The following is an 18,297-nucleotide window of genomic DNA, read 5'->3' on the forward strand; positions in this document are numbered from 1 at the left end:
GATGAGTGAAAAACTGGATTTTGGCGGTAAACCCCGCATTCGCCTGACTGCTGATGGTTTGTCGAATGTGATGACTGGCATGGGTACCGACCGTGACCGGCGTATGTATAGCCGCTTCATGTATGGCGCGATGCAAGATTTTGCTGAGCTAGAGGCCGCTTATACCGAAAACTGGATCGCCCGTTCGATTATTGATATTCCGGTTGATGACGCCACCCGCGAATGGCGCTCATTTCCGTCAGATGATGCTACCGCACTACGCAATGCTGAAAACCAGTTCAATATTCAGGGGGTCACCCAAGAGTCCTTTAAATGGGCCGGATTGTATGGCGGGGCGGGGGTATTGATGCTGACCGACCAAGACCTGTCTCATGAATTGGAATTAAAGAATATTAAAAAAGGCTCACTTAAGCGTTTGTTGGTGTTGGATCGCATGTTGATCAATGGGCAGCAATACAACGTTTCTAACCCGCTAGCCGAAAACTTTATGCAGCCGGATTACTACCTGGTAAACGGCGGCCAGCAGAAAATCCATTTCAGCCATTTTGTGCGCGCACCGGGTGCGGCCTTGCCGATGCGCTTACGCATGATTAACGGTGGATGGGATGATAGCCGCTTGAGGCGCTGTCTTGAGGATGTGAAAGATGCCGTCGCCGCCAAAGGGGGGATTTCTTCGCTAATTCTGGAAGCCAATATCGACATCATCAGCAAAGAAAATTTAGCCACTGACTTAGCATCTGGCGATATGGATGAAGCCATAGCCAAACGCTACAACACTTTTGGCATGATGAAATCGCTATTTCGGCTGGCATTGCTGGATTCCAAAGAAACCCTTGATCGCAAACAAATCTCTTTCGGTGGCTTGGGTGAGGTGTTGGCGGTGCTGATGGAGTGGACGGCGGGCGCATCTGGTATACCAATGACGCGCATATTCGGCGTACAGGCCAAAGGTATGGGGGATTCCGGTCAAGGAGACCAGAACAATTATTTCAGCACCATCAAAGGGGATCAGGAAGCGAAATACCGGCCGTTTTTGAAAAAATTGGATGAGGTATTGGTACGCTCGACCCTTGGCACCATGCCAAATGGTTTGGATTTTACCTTTGCGCCACTGTCGCAACCGACCGATAGCGAGATATCTGCCCAACGACTGGCTGATGCACAGGCTGATGATATTCGCCTCCAGCAAAAAGTAGTGTTGCCGTCGCAAGTGGCCCGTAAGCTGATGGAGCAAGGGGTTTATGGTATTCAAGAAAATGACATCACCCGACTTGAAGATGATGAGTCAGCCGAGCGACAAGGTGATTATCAATTCCGGCTTGGCAACACTGCAGGCGATGATAAAAACCCAGCCGACGCGCCGGAGGGCACAACTCAGGCCAGTTAAACCGACGGACGAAACCGAACGTTATTATCGTGCTCAGTTACGTGAAATGGTTCGGTTGATGGCCCAGTCGGTAGATGAAGTATTAACACCGGTTCTGCGCCGTAATTACACCGCTGACAGCTATCTGGTCGATATCATCAAACAGTCAATCAGGCAGGCCGCTGACAAATTCAATAGCTCGGTGATGGGCCGTCAGGCTGACCGATTAGCCCAACGAGTGGTGAGCCGCGCAGAGTCTGAAAGTTCTGCGGCATTTGTTGAGCAAATTAATCGCGCTATCGGTATTGATATGACCTCACTAATGGTTAATGAGTCATTAGTGGATTATTTCGATGCCTCGGTCGAAAGTAATGTCGCTCTGATTAAGTCACTGTCGGCTGATTATTTCGATGATATTCAGCGGGAAGTGATGGACAGCATCATGCGCGGTGACTCGCTCAGCACCATGGTCAAAAATCTCCAGCAAGTGACTGGTGCCAGCTATCAGCGTGCGCATCTTATTTCCCGTGACCAAACTGCCAAAATCCGCAGTGATATTACTCACACTCGGCAGGTCGGCGCGGGAATTAACCGTTTCCGCTGGTCTACCTCGCAAGATGTACGTGTGTCCGGTAATCCCGCCGGTAAATACCCACGGGCCAAAATCAAATGCTTTGAAATTTCCCGCAGCAATGTGGGTTATGGCGCGGGTATTTATCTTTGGTCGCAGGGTGCGGCTTATCACGGTGAAAGCGGATTATTCCCCGGCAGAGCCCATATTGGCTGCCGCTGCCATGCTATTCCCCAAATCAAGGGGCTTGATTACTAACAGGATATATTATGCGGTTCACCGTTCGTGACCGCGTGTCCTTTCCGATTAATTCCCAACGAGAAATGACCCCTGAGGGCTATTTAAAAGTCCCCGGGCGGGTTGCGCGCGTCGGTGTGCAGCAATATCTCGCCTCTGAATTGGGATTAAAAGACAGGCCACCCGGTCAAATCGTCAATGTGTACCGGCCACCGGCGGAGGTATTTGATCCAGTTAGTCTGGCCAGTTATGACAATAAAGACGTCACCATTGATCACCCTGATGATTTGGTGAATGCCCAAACCTTTAAGCAAGTCACCGCAGGCCATGCTATTTCGCCAGGGCGACAGGATAGCGATGACCCTGATTATGTGGTGGTCGATCTGCTGATTAAAGATCAGTACGCCATTGATGCCATCAACCAAAATAAAGAGGAATTATCCGCCGGTTACACCTCTGAATACCGTTATGCCCCCGGTATCGCGCCCTGCGGTACTGCCTACGAATTTATTCAATGCACCATCACCATCAACCATATCGCACTGTGTGATCAGGCCAGAGCCGGACACCTGGCGCGGTTATTTGACCGTAAACCCAAGGGAGTAACCCCCATGTATAAAGTTGTTCTGGATTCCGGCGTGCGCGTAGAGGTGGCTGACGAAGCGACCCAGCAGCTGATCCAATCATCGATGGATGCGCTAAAAAAACGTGTTAGCGACGCAGAGGAAGGGCAGGAAAAAGCCGAAGCCGCCAAGGATGAAGCTGAACAGAAAAAAGAGGAGGCCGAAGCCAAAGCCGATGCCAAAGATGAGGAAATCGAGGCATTAAAAGAAAAATCGTCTGAGGATGCGATTTCGAAGCGGCTGGCCGATGTGGTGGCAGCGCGTGACTCTGCTATCAAAATTGCCGGTGCAGAATTTAGCTGTGATGCGGTAGACCCGCTGAAAATCAAACGAGCCGCGCTGGACAGTGCCGGGATCAAATGCCGCAAATACCCCTCATGGGATAAAGCGCCGGATGCTTACCTGGCAGCTTATTTCGACGCCGAAGAAGAGCGGCGCGAAAACGAGGATGACGATGATCCTGATGATAAAAATGAGATTAATGACTCCATCATCAATTTGGGCCGCGATATGAAGAAAGTCAAAACCGGCGATGCACAGACGACTCGTGACAGTGTGCGCCAAAGCTGGCTGGACAAACGTTATGGCAAACAAGCGGAGAATAAATAATGGCGATTGCTCAGAGTGAATTCACCAAATGGCGCGGTAAGGCTTACGAGGGCCAAATTTCAACCACGGATGTCTGTGAAGTGGTCTCACGTCGAGTGGAAACCAAAATGGTGTCCTTTGGTCGGGCAGTGATCCGTGGGGTGGGCGCGCGTTCTTGTGCACCTGTCACGCAGACCACTACCGCCGCACAGATTATCGGTTTTACCGTGCGTTCGATGGCGGTATTCAGCAATAGCGTGCCCACTAATCCCCCAGATTATGAAGTGGGTTATGAGGTCGATCATGTGGCGTCGTTACTGCGTCGTGGGCCGATGTTTGCCTTGTGTGTCGATGGTGCCAGCGCAGGCGAAACCGTAACAGTCATTACAGCCGTAGGGGTGAATCAGGGCCGGTTAACCGCAGGCGGTACCGGAGTTGAATTAGATTTTGTCCGCTGGGTTGATGATGTAGTGGCCGGTGAAGTGGGTGAAATTCGCGTTGATGGCATTCTGGCATCTACACCTGCAGCTGCTGGCGGCGAGTAAAATTAAAGGAACATATTCATGAAACGAAGTGTATTTGACGTCAGCCCAGTATCGGCGCTCTCTTTTCTGGTGCAACAAGCTGCGCATATTGAATCGGAAATTTACCGACTGGAATATCCGCAGTTTAAGTACAGCACATTGCTACCACTGGATAACAGTGCGCCAGACTGGGTAAAAGTGGTGGCGTTCCGCTCGATTGATGCCCGTGGTGAGTTACAGATATTTGGCCCGAACTCGACTGACGTGCCGACGGTGGATATCGCCATGAATCAGGGCTTCCATGAGATCAAAACCGCCGCACTGGGTTACACCTATTCCATTGAGGAAATCGGTTTTGCCATGCTCAATAACGTCAATTTGGATGCGGAGCGCGGTCAGGCGGTACGAGATGTGGTTGAACAAGGTCTGAATAAGATTTACTTGCTCGGTCACAGTGATATTGGTGAGGGGCTATATACCAGTTCCAATGTGGGTGTTGAGGCGGCTCCGGCGACCTTGGCCGATTTGGTGGCTGCTATCCCTACCAAGGGCACCCAACCGATCATTGATTTCTTTGGTGCCGCTTATAACCAGGTGTACCTGAAGAATACCGTCACGGTTCACCGCCCTAATGGTTTCGTTCTGCCCTCGGAACAACATCAATTATTGATGCGCACCCTGTTATCAACCCATAACGCTTCAAATGTCACCTTGCTGGAATTCCTGCGCACCAACTTCAAAGATATGGATTTTGATGATGATGTCTTGCTGGCCGGAGCCGGGGCAGCGAAGAAAGATCGTCTAGTGGTGTACAAAAAAGATATGCGAGTAGTGAAAGGCCACGATGTGATGCCGCTGCGCTTCCTCGCACCAGCTACACCAGACAACGTTAATTTCAAAGTGCCAGCCGTTTTACGTACCGGTGGCACGGAATGGCGTATTCCTAAAGCCGCTCACTATGTCGATGGGGTTTAATCATGTTTGAACTCACTAACTTGCACACATCACCGCTGACGGTGACCGATGAGGAAAACGGCCAGCGCATCACTATTGCTGTTGGACATTCAGCGGCGGTGAATGGCAACTTTACTCGCCACTTATTTACTCAGGCAGGCATGATGCGCGCCGAACAATTCGATGCTCCACTTAATGAGCATGCAGATGATAGTGGGCTGGATATCACTGCGGTACGTGATGAATATGAAGCCTTATTTGGTAAAAAAGCACCCTCGGCGGCTAAAGCGTTAACCTTGCAAAAGGCGATTGATAGCAAAAAAGCCGAGCTGGCGCAGAATGATGTCACGGAGCCAGAAACCCCAGCGGATGAAACCGATAACATTGATAACCCGTCCACGTGACGGGTTTTTACTTTAGGGGGAGATGTGGATATTACTGCACAAATTGTGGCTGACTTTCGCGAGTATTACCCGGAGTTCAGCGATACCACCTTATGGGCTGAGCGCGAAGTGATACAGGCATTGGAGGAGGGCGATTCGGAAACCGGCCAACGTTGGCTGAAATATCATGCCCGCCCGGCATCAATCAAAAAACGTGGCCTGTTTGCCTTTGCTGCCCACCGGTTGGTGATGCGTAAAAGGGCTATCAGTGGTGATGTTGGGGCGGCTTATGCCATCTCATCAAAATCGGTCGGTGATGAATCCACCTCTTTTGCGGTTCCGGCGGTGACTGCTGACGATCTCAATATCAATGGTGATTTACCACTGACCACCTACGGGGTGGAGTTCCTGCGCTTGCGCCGCCGAGCCGGTACCGGGGCCATGATGGTATGAAACTTCGGGCCGAAGTACGGGGCGGGACAAAACTGGCGCAGAAATTGCGCCAGATCCATCAGCGGGCAACGGCAAAACGTCGAGTGCTGGTGGGGCTGCCGGAGGGGACAGGGGTGTATGAAGATGGTGCTCCCATTGTGGTGATTGGTGCGGTACAGGAATTTGGCTCAGCTGACGGGCGTATCCCTGAGCGCTCATTTCTGCGCGTTCCACTGCGACAAAATCAGGACAACATCAAAAAAGCCTTTCGTGTGCTGACGGCGCAGGTCACTCGCGGCGAAATCACGGCATTCCAAATGCTGGATCAGATTGGTCTGCGTGCGGTGGGTTATTGCCAAGAGGCGATAGAAGCCGGTATTCAGCCCAAAAATGCTGACGCCACCGTAGCAGCTAAAGGCTCGGCAACACCGCTTATCAGGCATGGCGATTTAAAAGGCGCACTTACTCATATCGTGGAGGATTAATCATGTTCGGTAATGGTCTGGATATGCACGGGCATATTGATACCACCTTTAATTCGCCTATTGAAGGCGGTATTCGGTTGATTCGACCGACTGCCGGTGACTATAGCGGCCGCGGTGGTATTTGGCAGCAAGGAGAACCGCAGGTTACCGAATTGCAAAAGGTGAATGTGCAGTCAGCAAAATGGAAAGATATTCAAATGCTGATCGGCATGGGCGGCACGGCTAACCCGCAGGATCTGCGAGTGGTACACATCAACGATGGTGTGCATTATCTTTGGCCCGATGATGAGGGGAAATTTAGCGATTTACTGGAATTCAGCGACGGGCTGGCAATGCGGCAATGGCGGGTGGTGGCTTGCGATAACCGGCCTTGGCGTAGCTTTTGCCGTGCCTTGGTTGAACGTTATCGAGGTGCGGGCTGATGGAAACCATTGAAGAGATGTATCCGGTATTTCAGCAACTCATTTCACTCGCCGCTGCAGTCCCCCTCGAACGTGTTGTATTAGCCGATCAAGGCCGTAACCCACCAATCGGTAATAGCTTATATGCCACTTATAACCCGGTGCCGATTCGGGCCTATGGGCAAACGCGGCGCAAGCGCGAATTTATCCCGGCCATTGCTGAAACTGATCCGGCGCTAGGGGAGGAGTGGCAAGACTTGCAAGAAACAGCCTGTACATCAATGGAGTTTTTGCTGTCGGTGAATTTGCTCAATAGCGGGGCGGCAACCGCCGCTATGCATTTAGCTAACGCCAATTTCGTGACGCCAATCAGTGACTATCTGTTCCGCCATAAAATCGCCTGGCGTTTCTCCAGCAATTTCCGAAATCTCACCGGATTGTTACAAGCAGGACTACAGCCGCGCTATCAGGCTGACATCCATCTATTCATCGAAAAAACCGCATCCTACGCGCTATTACGTGCCGCAGGGTTTGACATTCAAATTAGAGAAAGAGACTGCTCTTATGGCTTATCCGGTTGATAATATTATCCCCGTCAATCTTATTCTGACGGCGGCAGGGTTGGGCTACGGTGATTTTTCCAGTGCACTCACTTTTGCTGATCCGTCAGATTTAGTTGATGGGGGCGAGTTTGCTGCAGATTCATTCCGTGACTATGCATCATTGCCAGAACTTGGCGCTGATTTCCAAACTGACAGTTCGATTTATTACATTGCCACCCGCTACTTTGCGCAAATTCCCAAGCCGCCACAAATTACCGTCTGGATGAAAAACGAAGAAAATTCACTGCTGGAAATTGTGAATAGTGCCACTGACCGTATTTGGCGCTATCACTACTTCTTTAAAGCCAGCGACTTAACCAGCAATGACATTATTCTCCAGTTGGCCGACTGGTCTGATGCCAATAGTCATCCGGTCTGGTGGACATTTAGCGCTAACGACATTGCTGATCAGAACAAGGTGAATGATGTGGTCTCACTGCTGAAAAGCAAAGGTAACCGCCATGTGTTTGCAGGCTATAAAACCGCTGGATCCGTCACTACTGACCCGACCCAAGCCTATGCCATGGTGCAATTGGCCGCCGCATTCCATAAGTTCAGGCCAACAGGGCTAAACACCGCCATTACCGGCGAGTATCAGGTGTTACCAGGAGTCATAGGCGATGATATGGCGACCAGTGCTTACAATGCCTTAAAAGCCAAGAGCGCAGTGTTTTTTACCAAAATTGAACTGGCCGGGCAAATTGATAATAGCCGGGTGATCAACAGTAAATCGATGTCGTCCTATGGCGAATTTATTGATGATGTGATCAATCTGGATGTGTTGAAAAACCATATTCAGGTGGACGGCTACAACTACATTGCTAATGTCGGCACCAAGCGCGCACTGACACCACGCGACTATGACGGGTTATTGTCTACGATTGCCACCACTTGCAAACGCTTTTTCAATAATGGTGTGCTCGGTACTGGCTCTTATGTTGATCCGGACGATGGCGTGACGAAAGTGGCTGATTTTGGTTTTGTTATCCGTTCGCGCCCTGAGGATGTCCTTTCGCTGACCTCCGACCAACGCAAAAAACGTGTTTACCCGTTAACCACCCTGTTAGTGATTTTAGGCCGTGCCGGTCATATCGCTGAAATCAATGCCACCGTGGAGTAATCCCTTATGACCATGCACAGATACGGCGCTGATGGCTCTAACCTCACCGTCTTTGGTATCCCGATTGATGATTTTGGTGATACCGACCCACCGATCACCATTGAAGATTTAGAACCCCGCGCCGCGCTAAAGCGCGGTATCGGCGGCACGTCAGTACGGCTGGACAATAAAACCCGCGCCAAACGGTTGACCATCAACCTGATCCCCGGCTCGGTGCAGGCGCGTCAGTTATTGGCGGTGGAGAAATCCGGTATTGATGCCACCTTTACCTTTTCACAGACCGGCACTGATGAACGTTTTGCCGGATTCGACGGCATCATGACTAACCGTGGCTCAGCCACCCGCGCCGGGAAAAGCGGTGTATCGGATGAACAATTTATTTTTGAATTTGCTGACTCAGAGGAAACCTAATTATGGGGCGTCAAATTGATGTAGTTATCGGTGACACCCTTTTTCGCGGGGCAACATCACCGGCCAGAGATCAAGTGGAAATGCTGCAAATTGCCGCTAAGTCTGGTTTGTTACCAGCGATCAATCCCAATGTTACGGCAATGGGTATGGCAGCTAGTTTGGCCTCTGTCGATACGATGAGCTTAAACCGCTTGAAAGAGCTGTGTTTTAACAGCGGTAGCATCGTTCGCCAATCCGATAACATCCCGGTGGGCGAAAACCTGTTTCAAGATGAAGCCCATAATTATCTGGTATTGCTTGGGCAGGTATTGCGGGAAAATATCGGCCCTTTTTGGCAACTCAAAAAAGAGGAGGGAAGAAACGCGGAAAACAATCCGCAGAATCCTCCCGCGTAGACTGGTTTTTATGGCGACCTTGCGCCGGTGCCGGGCAACACTGCCCGCCGCTGGCAAGGTGGGCAGATATGCTTGATGGCACTTACACTATTGATGATGTGCAACTGATGCATGATGTGTTGGATGAGATTGTGGCTGTAGTGGAAAGGGGGCGGGGTTAGTAATAGGCTGTTATTCTGTATCGTCTATAATGTAAATGAATTGCAAATTTAAAGAGTAAAACATACTATATTTATGGATATTAAATATAAGGATATTATGAGTGAAAGAGATCAGTGGAGAAAAATGGGTTTCTCGTTTTCAGGGAAGTGCTTCAACCCAATCATTAAGCCCGTCATTTAAAATAAGTGTTGACAATTTCATATCTGAATTAACAAAGTCGGGTGCGACAGTCATTATATCAGCAACATTAAGACCACCTGAAAGAGCTTATTTGATGCATTGGTCTTGGAAAATATCAAGAAACCTTGCCAAGCCTGAAGATGTACCGGAAAAAACCGGTATCAGCATTCAATGGGCACATAAAAAGAGCGATGGCAGTATAGACACTGCGAAAAGCATTAAAGCCGCACAGGATATGGTCAGAGCGTACGGGATGACAGGACTTAATGTTGCTCCATCATTAAAAAGCAGACATACCGAAGGCAATGCTATAGATATGAATATCTCATGGATGGGTGATTTAAAAATAAAAAATAAAAAAGGGGAAGATGTCTTAATTAAGAGTTTTCCCAAAGATGGGATGAATACAGAACTCCATGCCGTAGGGAAAAGTTTTGGTATTATAAAATACCATGGTGGTTCCAAAGATAGACCTCATTGGTCAACAGATGGTAGATAATATGAAGAAAATGATTGTTTTTATTTTGCCATTTATTCTTTTACTTGGATGCTCCCATGCTGCTGAAAAATACCCGGCTGATATTAGCGAGTTTTTAAAAATAGCAGATGAATGCCAATATCTTGCTGGCGAATGGGACTCATCAATCCCCAAAGAACGGCAAATTGCCATAGCGAAAGAAGTCAATGTTACTTGCCCTAAAGCAACTGAATTGCAAAAAAAATTAAGCACCAAATACCAAGAGAATAAGCAATTGCTAGAAGTCATTAATGATTATGACTTCTAATAGCGTCATGGTGACTGTGCCGAACTGATTGTTACAGTAAACACAATTATAAGTACCCATACGAGTATCAAACCCGCCACTGCGCGGGTTTTTTTATACCTAAAAGATGAGGTTTCCATGTCAGAGACGATTGATTCTCTATTGGTTTCCCTTGGCCTGGAAACAGATGCAAAGAGCTTTCAAACCGCCAATGATGCCGTTAAAGGGATTAAAGACGGCATATTGCAACTGGCCGCCGCAGCCGGTACCGGTGTTGGGTTAAAAGCCCTGACTGCGGATTTATCTGCCTCAGTATTAGAAATGGACAGGCTGAGTAAGATTACCAACTTTACCGTTAAACAGATCGATGGTCTGCGCTACGCGATGCGTAGCCTTGGTCTTAGCCCGGATGCGGCTAATCAGATTGTGCAGAAAATCCCTGACCTGCAACAGCGTGCCAGACAAGGGGAGTTAGGCGATAAAGCCTATTGGAATGGTGCATTTAACCCTACGGAATTTGCCAATAAAACCGGCATGGACTCGCTCAAGTATCTTATAGATGCTTACGGCAAAATGGATAATGACCAGCGGAGAAATCTGCGCAGTGGAATTGGCAGCGGTGATAATGATCCTTTTACCCGCTTACTGGAAGGCGGTAGCAAGGGGCTTAATGCCTCATTGAAAAATTTTGAAGAGTTATATAAACCGCTCGATCCCAAGCTTATTGATTCTGCCAACGAGTTTAATAAAGAGATGGCGGATTTGGCGACTAACTTTGACAATCTGGCCCGTTCGATGGGGGGCGACTTACTGCCAATCATCAATGCGTTATTAGAAAGTATTAATCAGTTTATTAAAGAAAACCCCGAAGTCTCAAAAGCGATTCTAACTGCTGCCGGTCTGGCCGGTACCGCTGGTGCAGTAAAGTTTGTCGGCGGCATGCTACCTGGCGGCGGTAAGCCACCCGCAGGTGCTGCTGGTGGGCGCGGCTGGTTGTCACGCTTGTTGGTCAATCCGGTCACCATCGGCGCGGCGGCGACATTAACGCCCGGTAATATTTTTACCAGTGCCGACGATGCCAAAGCTATGAGTAATCCCGAAGCGCTTAAACGCCAGAACTGGGCTAAAAATAACCCCGGCGTGCCTTACCCCAGTGATACCAGTGACCTTAATAATCTGGTTGATGATCCTAACGTTCGCCAGTATCTGGAGGTGCTATCCAAAGCTGAGGGAACCGCCAGTTATGCCAATTCTGGCTATAACACGATGTTTGGCGGCGACCAATTCTATGACAACAGTGACCACCCACGGCAATTAAAAGATTTCACGCAAACAGACGGCACTAAAAATAAAACCTCGGCTGCCGGGCGCTATCAGTTCACCAGCAGCTCTTGGGATGATGCCGCCAAAGCGCTTAATCTGACCGACTTTTCACCACGCAGTCAGGATCTCGCCGCACTGTTTCTGATTCAACGTGCCGGTCAGTTAGAAAATGTGACGAACGGGAATTTTGCTGATGCCACCAGCGGGCTTGGCGGTGTGTGGGCCTCGCTCCCTTCATCAAATTACGCCCAGCCTAAACGTTCATGGGAAGAGATTCAGGGCTACAGCGACCGCCAGAATACCCCTATGCAAGCAGTCGCCGCATCCGCACCCCGTGGTGATGTCAGGCTGGAGCAACACAATATTATTAATGTGGGTACCGTGGGCGGTGATAGCGAATCCATCCGTGACGGGGTGTTACAGGCCACTACTCAACTGGCCCAGCAAGCACGGGACATGATGCATACGGAGCACTACTGATGGCTATTACCGGACTATTTACCCGTAACCGACCGAAAATCGGCAATCTCTATTTTGATGCATTACTGGAAGAATCGAGCGAACTGCGTACTGATGTCAGTGAGTTTCCGCTGGAAGACGCCAATACCGCCCACGATAACGCGGTTACCCGCGCGCTGGCGCTAACCATGATTATCGGTGTATCCGATAACTGGTTTCGTGAACTGCTGGCCCAGCAAGATAGCAGCATTGCAGGACTACTGGGGGCCGGAGCCAGTATCACTACTGGTATGGCGGCCAGTTTGCTTTCTGGCCGGGCGGCGGCGCTGGCAGGGGTGGCTGCTTCGGTTGGCACCAGTCTGTATTCCGGCAGTTTGGGATCACAATCGCGCTCAACCCGTTCGCAAAATTTACTCGAGCAATTGCGTGAATTACAGCGTTCACATACGCCGTTCGAATTAGTGGCCAGTCGGGGGGCCGCCTATAAAAACTGTCTGATCATCAACACCCGCACCCAATTGAAAAAAGAGAATGAGGGCGGGTTGGAGATTGTGGTTGAACTGTTGCAACTCAATATTATTTACGACACCGTTGCTGAAACCAATGACAATTTGCCCTATGGCGATAGTGCTGCCACTCAGGGGCAACGTGAATACTCATTTGGAGAAGTTTTTGTCGAGGCCACGTAATGAAAGTTATCCCATTAAATAATGGTTACGCGGTGCAGCGTTTCCGAGTGCAATTAAATAATCACTATCTGGTATTTCGTTTGCACTGGCTCACCCGTTTTAATTATTTCTGTGTCGATATTTATGAACAGGATGAGCCGGTAGTTTTGGGGCGTGCTTTGCATATTGGCGTTAATTTATTGGCTGGACTCAATACCGATATTGGTGTGCTGATATTAGTCGGGGAGACTCCGACTATCGCCAACCTTGGCATTAATAATCGCCTGACATGGTACCCCGATAATGAGTAGCTATTTTGGCCGTAATTACTTACTGACCATTACCCCGGTGAGTGGTGATGAACTTACCTATCAGCCGCCATTAGAGATCCGTTTTGCTGTCGATAATACCCCGCAGAATGTTGATGCCACCGCCAGAATTACCCTTTACGGTATTTCGGCCCGCACCCGCGCCTTGATCCAGCGCTATGACGACAAAGAAAAGCGTTATGGCAACCTGGTATTAAAAGCCGGTTATGGCGACAACATCGGCACGATATTCAGCGGACGCATTCACAATGTCGAAGTGGTCAAAGAGGGGGTAAATACCTGCCTGCGGCTATATTGCCGCACGATTGGGCTGGCATGGAATACCACGATATTTAAAACCTGGGGCGCGAATACGCCTGCCATTGAAATGCTCAAAGATGTCGCAGCGGCTTTTGGGCTTGATGTTGAAGTGATTGGTGACTTTTCCGACTTACCGCGTTTTGCCACTTCCTATAATTCCGGTGGCCGCTTGTGTCGCGATATTCTCGATAGCGTAAAAGATGACTGGAAATATTACTGGATGATCACGCCATCACGAGTGTTATTAGCCAGAGAGGGTGCTGCCAGAAAATGGGCGACTCATGAGATCACCGCTAAAAATGGTATGGAAAGTGTCCCGCGTTGGTATCTCAGCACTATGGAAATTGACGTCAAAATGAATCATCAAATTCAGCCGGCTGATGTGATTAATGTCACCTCAAGTTTTTGGACGATCAATTTCAGCGGCATGTATAACTCCGACCTCAATAATCTGGCGAATATTCAGCAGCAGACCGGCCAGTTTAATGTGCTGCGTACCTACCACGAAGGTACTTTATGGGGTGATACGTGGAAAACCACGCTGATCAGTCAATGGCGTATGCCCTGAGGTAATGATGATTGAGAGCAACCCGCTGTATACCACCATGATGCTGCTCAAGCGCGATATGGTGCGTGACCTGATGATCGGCATGCCCGGCAAAGTCATTAGCTATAACGCCGATCAGCAACGCGCAGTGGTGGAGTGTGGCATTCAGCGTCATATCGGTGACGGTCAATTTAAGACACTCCCCGTTATCGAACATGTGCCGGTGCAATTTTCTGGCAGTGCAGAATGGACGGTTTTTCATGAATTACCCGCGGGTACCGAGGGTTATATTCATTTCAGCCAACGTTCTATCGACAATTGGCTCAGTCAGGGGGGGCCGGTAGCACCACTGGATGCACGGATGTTTAATCCGTCCGATGCTTTCTTTGCCCCCGGTTACCGCTCACAGCAAACCGCGATTGCGGGCTTGCCGACCGAGGGGATTGGTTTAACTAACAAAAGTGGCGGGGTGCGCATTCACCTCACTGATAGTGGAATGACTTTGACGGCTGGCGGTACCTCATTGGCGCTTACCGAATCTGGCATGAGTTATAGCGGCCCTGAATTTACCAATAATGGGCAAACCACCCTTAATGGTCGTACTGAGGTCACTCAAGGTGGCTTGGCGGTTGGCGAACTGGAAGTTGGCGACCACGACCACGGCGGCGTGCAACACGGCAATGATCGCACTGATGGGCCGCAATAGCTCATTACCCTGATTGAATCCTACCTATTATCGCCCTGGCTTATGCCGGGGCTTTTTGTTTCCGGAGGCATTGTGATCCGCAATTTCCAAGATGGTGACATTGTTACCCACGGCAGCCAGTTTGCTAACGGTAAAGAAGAAACCCGGCAAGCCATGATCTGCTGCCTGCGGTTATTTCTTGGCGAGTATTTTCTTGATGCCACCGAGGGAACGCCGTGGTTCCAAAGCATATTGGGCAAAACCTCACGCGATATTGCCGAAGCCAATATTAAACAGCGCTTATTGGCGGCCAAAGGCGTGCTGACCATTAACCGCTTTGAAATGGATCTCGATATGAAGAATCGCAAAATAACGATATTTGCCGCGGTGATTGATATTAATAACGACGCATTTGATTTCCTGTTCACGGAGGATCTTATCTAATGGCAACCATTAATCGTGACGGGGCCAGCGGCACCACGCTGAGTGAATATCTGGATACTATGCGCCAGCGTTATCTTGCTATTGATGATGGCTGGAATATTAACCCGGAATCACCAGATGGTATGGCAATAGCGGTCTGGTGTGAGGCATTAGCTAATTTGGATGAAGCGGTAATTAATGCCTATCATGCAGCCGATCCCAATTCAGCGATTGACCAACAATTAGACCGCATTGCTGCGTTCGCTGGAATCAAACGCAAAAGTGCGACCTATTCAACTGCCACCGTTAATTTTAGCGGTATCGCTTTTACGCCGATCAATGCCGGGACATTAATCAGAAATAGGGCGACTAATACCTTATGGGCGACCGATGGTGATGTTGTTACTGACGCGGCAGGGAATGCGACGGTGAATGTTACTTGTACGCTGGCAGGGGCGCAGGGGGCCAATAGTCATAATCTGACCATTATTGCCACACCGATCGGCGGCATTACGGTGGTGACAAATAACACTGCAGCGTCAATGGGATTGGATAAAGAAACCAATAACGCATTTCGCATCCGGCGCAATGAATCAGTGGCGTTACCTGGCTCCAATCAGATTGATAATATTTATGCGGCGCTGGTGAATATTGATGATGTTAAACGGGCGCGGATTTATGAAAATTTTGAGGATCAAGCCGACGAGAATGGGGTGCTCGGTCACTCAATGGCGATATTTGTTGATGGTGGCAGCATCGAGGATGTTATTAACAGTATTGCCATCAATAAAAGCCCCGGTTGTGGGTTAAACCGTTATAACACTTTCCCCAATAAAATCTCGTTGGATACTGTTACCCCAAAAGGTAACCCGATCACCGTAACCTTTTTTCGCCCCCAACTAATACCGGTTTATGTACGGGTAGAGATCGCCAGTAATAGCGAATTTATTGACGAAGAGATAAAACAGGCGATTGTCGATTACAGCATTACCGGTTTTGATCAGACCAATGGCTTTTCTAAGTTGGGCTTTAAAATTGGTGAAAGTATTGGTGCGGGCCGTTTATTTACCCCAGTCAATTATCTGGTGGCCGGTAATGGTTTTGTGAATGTGATTACCGTCGGTACAGCAGCGGAGCAGGTTAATGAGAATGCAGTAAGAATAGCCTTTAATCAGCTCGGGGTGTTCAGTACTGAGAATATCGAGGTGGTCTATGTATAACCACCGTAAAAAAGCGCTGTCACGGATTTACCTGCAATATAAAAACGCGCCGAAACTGCTTGAATGGATCAGTATTTTACCGGACATCAGCCAATCTGCACTGGAAGAGCAGATCACTAAAATCAATAACCTGTTGGATATTGATAATGCCGAGGGCGATCAACTGGATATCTGTGGCCGCATTGCCGGATTTACTGAGCGGCCACTCATCCGCAGCGATTACTTATCGATATTTGCTTATAACGGTACCGGCGGTGCACAGCCCTATAATGTTGCGCCGTATAAAGCGCCGCATGAACAAATCGGCAAAGTTCCGGTGTCGGATTATCTCTATCGCGTATTAATCAAAGCCAAGATCCAGAAAAACAACACCAACGCCACCTTGGATGAAATCAAAACTGCCGTTGATTACATTCTGGATGTTAATTCCGCCATCATCGATGGGCAGGATATGACCATGAAAACTATCTGGGTCGATAAACCGATCCCCGCTAATGTCTTAGTGCTTATTCAGCTGTTTGATTTAATCCCCCGACCGCAAGGCGTCAAAGCCAGCCTGATCCGCGTTAACCATCATCCCTTTGCCTATAAAGGCACCTTCGACGCTCAGCCATACGGCATGGGTGCTTATATCTAATTGGAGCCAATATATGGCCAGAAATGACAGCTTTAATCAGCCGTGGGCCAGTGTGCCTGCACAATTTGAACGCCCCGGCGATGGACTGATTGCGCGTGGTTGGGCAGGGGGTGCATCAGAGGATCCGCCCGAGGCCAAGTGGGAAAACTGGTGGCATAATCGGGTGGATTTAGCCTTGCAGGAATTGCAAAACCTTGGGCAGCTAATTTGGTTTACTGATGCCCCCTACCAGGCAGGGGCGAGAGTGAGTCACGGTGGCAATAGCTATATTGCATTGTCAGAAAACACCGGCGTAGAACCCACTGGCGCATTAGATATTGGTGTGTGGCGTAAAGAGGGGGACAGCACCTATTTGCAAACGGCTAATAACCTCGCTGAAATCGCCGCGGCAGGGCCGGAGGCAATAGCTGCCGCCATTGCTAACCTTGGCTTAACGGATACCGCAGCCATTGCCACCAATGCATTACAGAAAAACCAAAATCTCAACGATGTAGCAGATAAAACCGCCGCACGAACCAATTTAGGGCTTAAAGGGGCGGCAGTGCTGGATGTAGGGACTATCGCTAACACTGTAGCTGCGGGCAATGACTCACGTATTGTTAATGCAGTTCAATCCACAAATACCGCCATCACATTACCCGGTAGTCTGACTACGGCAGGCACTGTAACAGGAGGTGGCATTTCATCTATTGGGGCGGTTTATGCAGGCAATACGGCGGCATGGTTAGCTGCGGATGGGAATGTCTACGGTTCAGTATGGGGCGGTTATTTAAGCACTTATATTGCCAATGTAATAGCGCAAGCCAGAGTTCCAGACACTTACGGTATTGGCTCCTATGCTTTCGCGATCAATTCTACCAATGTCGGAAATGCCGTTAATCCGGGGGATGTGAAAGCGGGCAGTGAACTAAAGTGGAATAACGTTGCAAACTACAATAACGGACAAACACTATTAACCGGGACATGGCGTTGCCAAGGTTTTGCGGCGGTTAATGATGGTCTTACCCGAAACACATTATGGATGCGTATCTCATGATTAATGATATAGATAAAATTACTGCCACCGCGCCCCGCTCACGGAATATCGAGCACTATATTGATGTTACGATCACTGACAATATCGCCGGTGGAACCTTTAATTTCAGTGCCGCGCCAGTAGATTCTATGGCGTATTGTGTTGAGATCTACCAGCGAGCTTTAGCCGGGGATTATGGTGTTGTATCAGTCTGTCCCGATGATGGCAATTATTATGAATGGGATGGCTCCGGCTGGGTGCTGGCAAGAACCCATGCAGAACTAGAGCAAGAGGCAGATGAACACAAGAAAGCCAATTTATTAACGTTAGCCGCAGAGGCTATTGCACCGCTTCAGGACGCAGTTGATCTGGCAATGGCAACGGAGCGCGAAAAAGAATTGATTACCGCATGGAAGAAATATCGGGTTCTCTTAATGAGAATTGATATAGCGCAATCGCCTGATATTATCTGGCCGGTGGTACCAGAGTAACC

General features: G+C 49.2%; 25 protein-coding genes. All 25 read left to right on the forward strand.

The window, feature by feature from the left end:
* Position 1: 1 nt before the first annotated feature.
* Positions 2-1,387: a DUF1073 domain-containing protein gene (locus D5F51_RS07195; protein WP_129196000.1), complete on the forward strand. Its 1,386-nt coding sequence runs from the start codon at positions 2-4 to the stop codon at positions 1,385-1,387.
* The gene (locus D5F51_RS07200) at positions 1,338-2,195 is read left to right on the forward strand and encodes a phage minor head protein (protein WP_245994896.1); all 858 of its coding nucleotides are present in this window, start codon (positions 1,338-1,340) and stop codon (positions 2,193-2,195) included. Before D5F51_RS07195 ends, D5F51_RS07200 begins: the two co-directional genes overlap by 50 nt.
* A gap of 11 nt (positions 2,196-2,206) precedes the next feature.
* A complete protein-coding gene (locus D5F51_RS07205; protein ID WP_129196001.1) occupies positions 2,207-3,406 on the forward strand; it encodes a DUF2213 domain-containing protein in 1,200 nt (399 codons plus the stop codon).
* Positions 3,406-3,930 (forward strand): structural cement protein Gp24, encoded by a 525-nt coding sequence (locus tag D5F51_RS07210; RefSeq protein ID WP_025378623.1) that lies wholly within the window; start codon positions 3,406-3,408, stop codon positions 3,928-3,930. The genes D5F51_RS07205 and D5F51_RS07210 overlap by 1 nt, the downstream gene beginning before the upstream one ends.
* 18 nt (positions 3,931-3,948) lie before the next feature.
* The gene (locus D5F51_RS07215; protein WP_025378622.1) at positions 3,949-4,884 is read left to right on the forward strand and encodes a DUF2184 domain-containing protein; all 936 of its coding nucleotides are present in this window, start codon (positions 3,949-3,951) and stop codon (positions 4,882-4,884) included.
* A 2-nt stretch (positions 4,885-4,886) separates the two neighbouring features.
* Entirely contained in the window at positions 4,887-5,267 is a 381-nt protein-coding gene (locus D5F51_RS07220) for a hypothetical protein (RefSeq protein WP_025378621.1), read from the forward strand.
* A 24-nt stretch (positions 5,268-5,291) separates the two neighbouring features.
* On the forward strand, positions 5,292-5,699 hold the full coding sequence (locus tag D5F51_RS07225; RefSeq protein ID WP_025378620.1) for a DUF4054 domain-containing protein: 408 nt from the start codon (positions 5,292-5,294) through the stop codon (positions 5,697-5,699).
* Positions 5,696-6,163 (forward strand): hypothetical protein, encoded by a 468-nt coding sequence (locus tag D5F51_RS07230; protein WP_025378619.1) that lies wholly within the window; start codon positions 5,696-5,698, stop codon positions 6,161-6,163. Before D5F51_RS07225 ends, D5F51_RS07230 begins: the two co-directional genes overlap by 4 nt.
* Positions 6,164-6,165: 2 nt before the next feature.
* Positions 6,166-6,585, forward strand: coding sequence for a hypothetical protein (locus D5F51_RS07235; protein ID WP_025378482.1), 420 nt, complete (start codon positions 6,166-6,168; stop codon positions 6,583-6,585).
* A complete protein-coding gene (locus D5F51_RS07240) occupies positions 6,585-7,145 on the forward strand; it encodes a phage neck terminator protein (RefSeq protein ID WP_129196002.1) in 561 nt (186 codons plus the stop codon). Before D5F51_RS07235 ends, D5F51_RS07240 begins: the two co-directional genes overlap by 1 nt.
* Complete coding sequence (locus D5F51_RS07245) at positions 7,129-8,286, forward strand: DUF3383 family protein (RefSeq protein ID WP_129196003.1); 1,158 nt, start codon at positions 7,129-7,131, stop codon at positions 8,284-8,286. Before D5F51_RS07240 ends, D5F51_RS07245 begins: the two co-directional genes overlap by 17 nt.
* Positions 8,287-8,292: 6 nt before the next feature.
* Positions 8,293-8,697 (forward strand): hypothetical protein, encoded by a 405-nt coding sequence (locus D5F51_RS07250; protein WP_025378479.1) that lies wholly within the window; start codon positions 8,293-8,295, stop codon positions 8,695-8,697.
* Positions 8,698-8,699: 2 nt separating this feature from the next.
* Positions 8,700-9,092: a phage tail assembly chaperone gene (locus tag D5F51_RS07255; protein ID WP_129196004.1), complete on the forward strand. Its 393-nt coding sequence runs from the start codon at positions 8,700-8,702 to the stop codon at positions 9,090-9,092.
* A 262-nt stretch (positions 9,093-9,354) separates the two neighbouring features.
* Positions 9,355-9,933, forward strand: a complete 579-nt coding sequence (locus D5F51_RS07260; protein WP_050329331.1) for a hypothetical protein — start codon at positions 9,355-9,357, stop codon at positions 9,931-9,933.
* Entirely contained in the window at positions 9,887-10,219 is a 333-nt protein-coding gene (locus D5F51_RS07265; RefSeq protein ID WP_050329329.1) for a hypothetical protein, read from the forward strand. Before D5F51_RS07260 ends, D5F51_RS07265 begins: the two co-directional genes overlap by 47 nt.
* 117 nt (positions 10,220-10,336) lie before the next feature.
* A complete protein-coding gene (locus D5F51_RS07270) occupies positions 10,337-12,001 on the forward strand; it encodes a glycoside hydrolase family 24 protein (protein WP_129196005.1) in 1,665 nt (554 codons plus the stop codon).
* Entirely contained in the window at positions 12,001-12,669 is a 669-nt protein-coding gene (locus tag D5F51_RS07275; protein ID WP_129196006.1) for a phage baseplate protein, read from the forward strand. The genes D5F51_RS07270 and D5F51_RS07275 overlap by 1 nt, the downstream gene beginning before the upstream one ends.
* Positions 12,669-12,959: a phage baseplate plug family protein gene (locus D5F51_RS07280; RefSeq protein ID WP_129196007.1), complete on the forward strand. Its 291-nt coding sequence runs from the start codon at positions 12,669-12,671 to the stop codon at positions 12,957-12,959. The genes D5F51_RS07275 and D5F51_RS07280 overlap by 1 nt, the downstream gene beginning before the upstream one ends.
* Positions 12,952-13,845, forward strand: coding sequence for a baseplate hub protein (locus tag D5F51_RS07285; protein WP_129196008.1), 894 nt, complete (start codon positions 12,952-12,954; stop codon positions 13,843-13,845). The genes D5F51_RS07280 and D5F51_RS07285 overlap by 8 nt, the downstream gene beginning before the upstream one ends.
* A gap of 4 nt (positions 13,846-13,849) precedes the next feature.
* Positions 13,850-14,530: a Gp138 family membrane-puncturing spike protein gene (locus D5F51_RS07290; RefSeq protein WP_245994898.1), complete on the forward strand. Its 681-nt coding sequence runs from the start codon at positions 13,850-13,852 to the stop codon at positions 14,528-14,530.
* Positions 14,531-14,602: 72 nt separating this feature from the next.
* A complete protein-coding gene (locus D5F51_RS07295; protein ID WP_025378609.1) occupies positions 14,603-14,953 on the forward strand; it encodes a contractile injection system sheath initiator in 351 nt (116 codons plus the stop codon).
* Positions 14,953-16,152, forward strand: coding sequence for a baseplate J/gp47 family protein (locus tag D5F51_RS07300; protein ID WP_129196009.1), 1,200 nt, complete (start codon positions 14,953-14,955; stop codon positions 16,150-16,152). The genes D5F51_RS07295 and D5F51_RS07300 overlap by 1 nt, the downstream gene beginning before the upstream one ends.
* Positions 16,145-16,789, forward strand: coding sequence for a baseplate wedge 1 family protein (locus D5F51_RS07305; protein WP_019079691.1), 645 nt, complete (start codon positions 16,145-16,147; stop codon positions 16,787-16,789). The genes D5F51_RS07300 and D5F51_RS07305 overlap by 8 nt, the downstream gene beginning before the upstream one ends.
* A gap of 13 nt (positions 16,790-16,802) precedes the next feature.
* The gene (locus tag D5F51_RS07310; protein ID WP_245994901.1) at positions 16,803-17,825 is read left to right on the forward strand and encodes a hypothetical protein; all 1,023 of its coding nucleotides are present in this window, start codon (positions 16,803-16,805) and stop codon (positions 17,823-17,825) included.
* On the forward strand, positions 17,822-18,295 hold the full coding sequence (locus tag D5F51_RS07315) for a tail fiber assembly protein (RefSeq protein WP_245994904.1): 474 nt from the start codon (positions 17,822-17,824) through the stop codon (positions 18,293-18,295). The genes D5F51_RS07310 and D5F51_RS07315 overlap by 4 nt, the downstream gene beginning before the upstream one ends.
* Positions 18,296-18,297: the final 2 nt, after the last annotated feature.

The sequence above is a fragment of the Yersinia hibernica genome, from assembly GCF_004124235.1.
GTDB classification, from domain to species: domain Bacteria; phylum Pseudomonadota; class Gammaproteobacteria; order Enterobacterales; family Enterobacteriaceae; genus Yersinia; species Yersinia hibernica.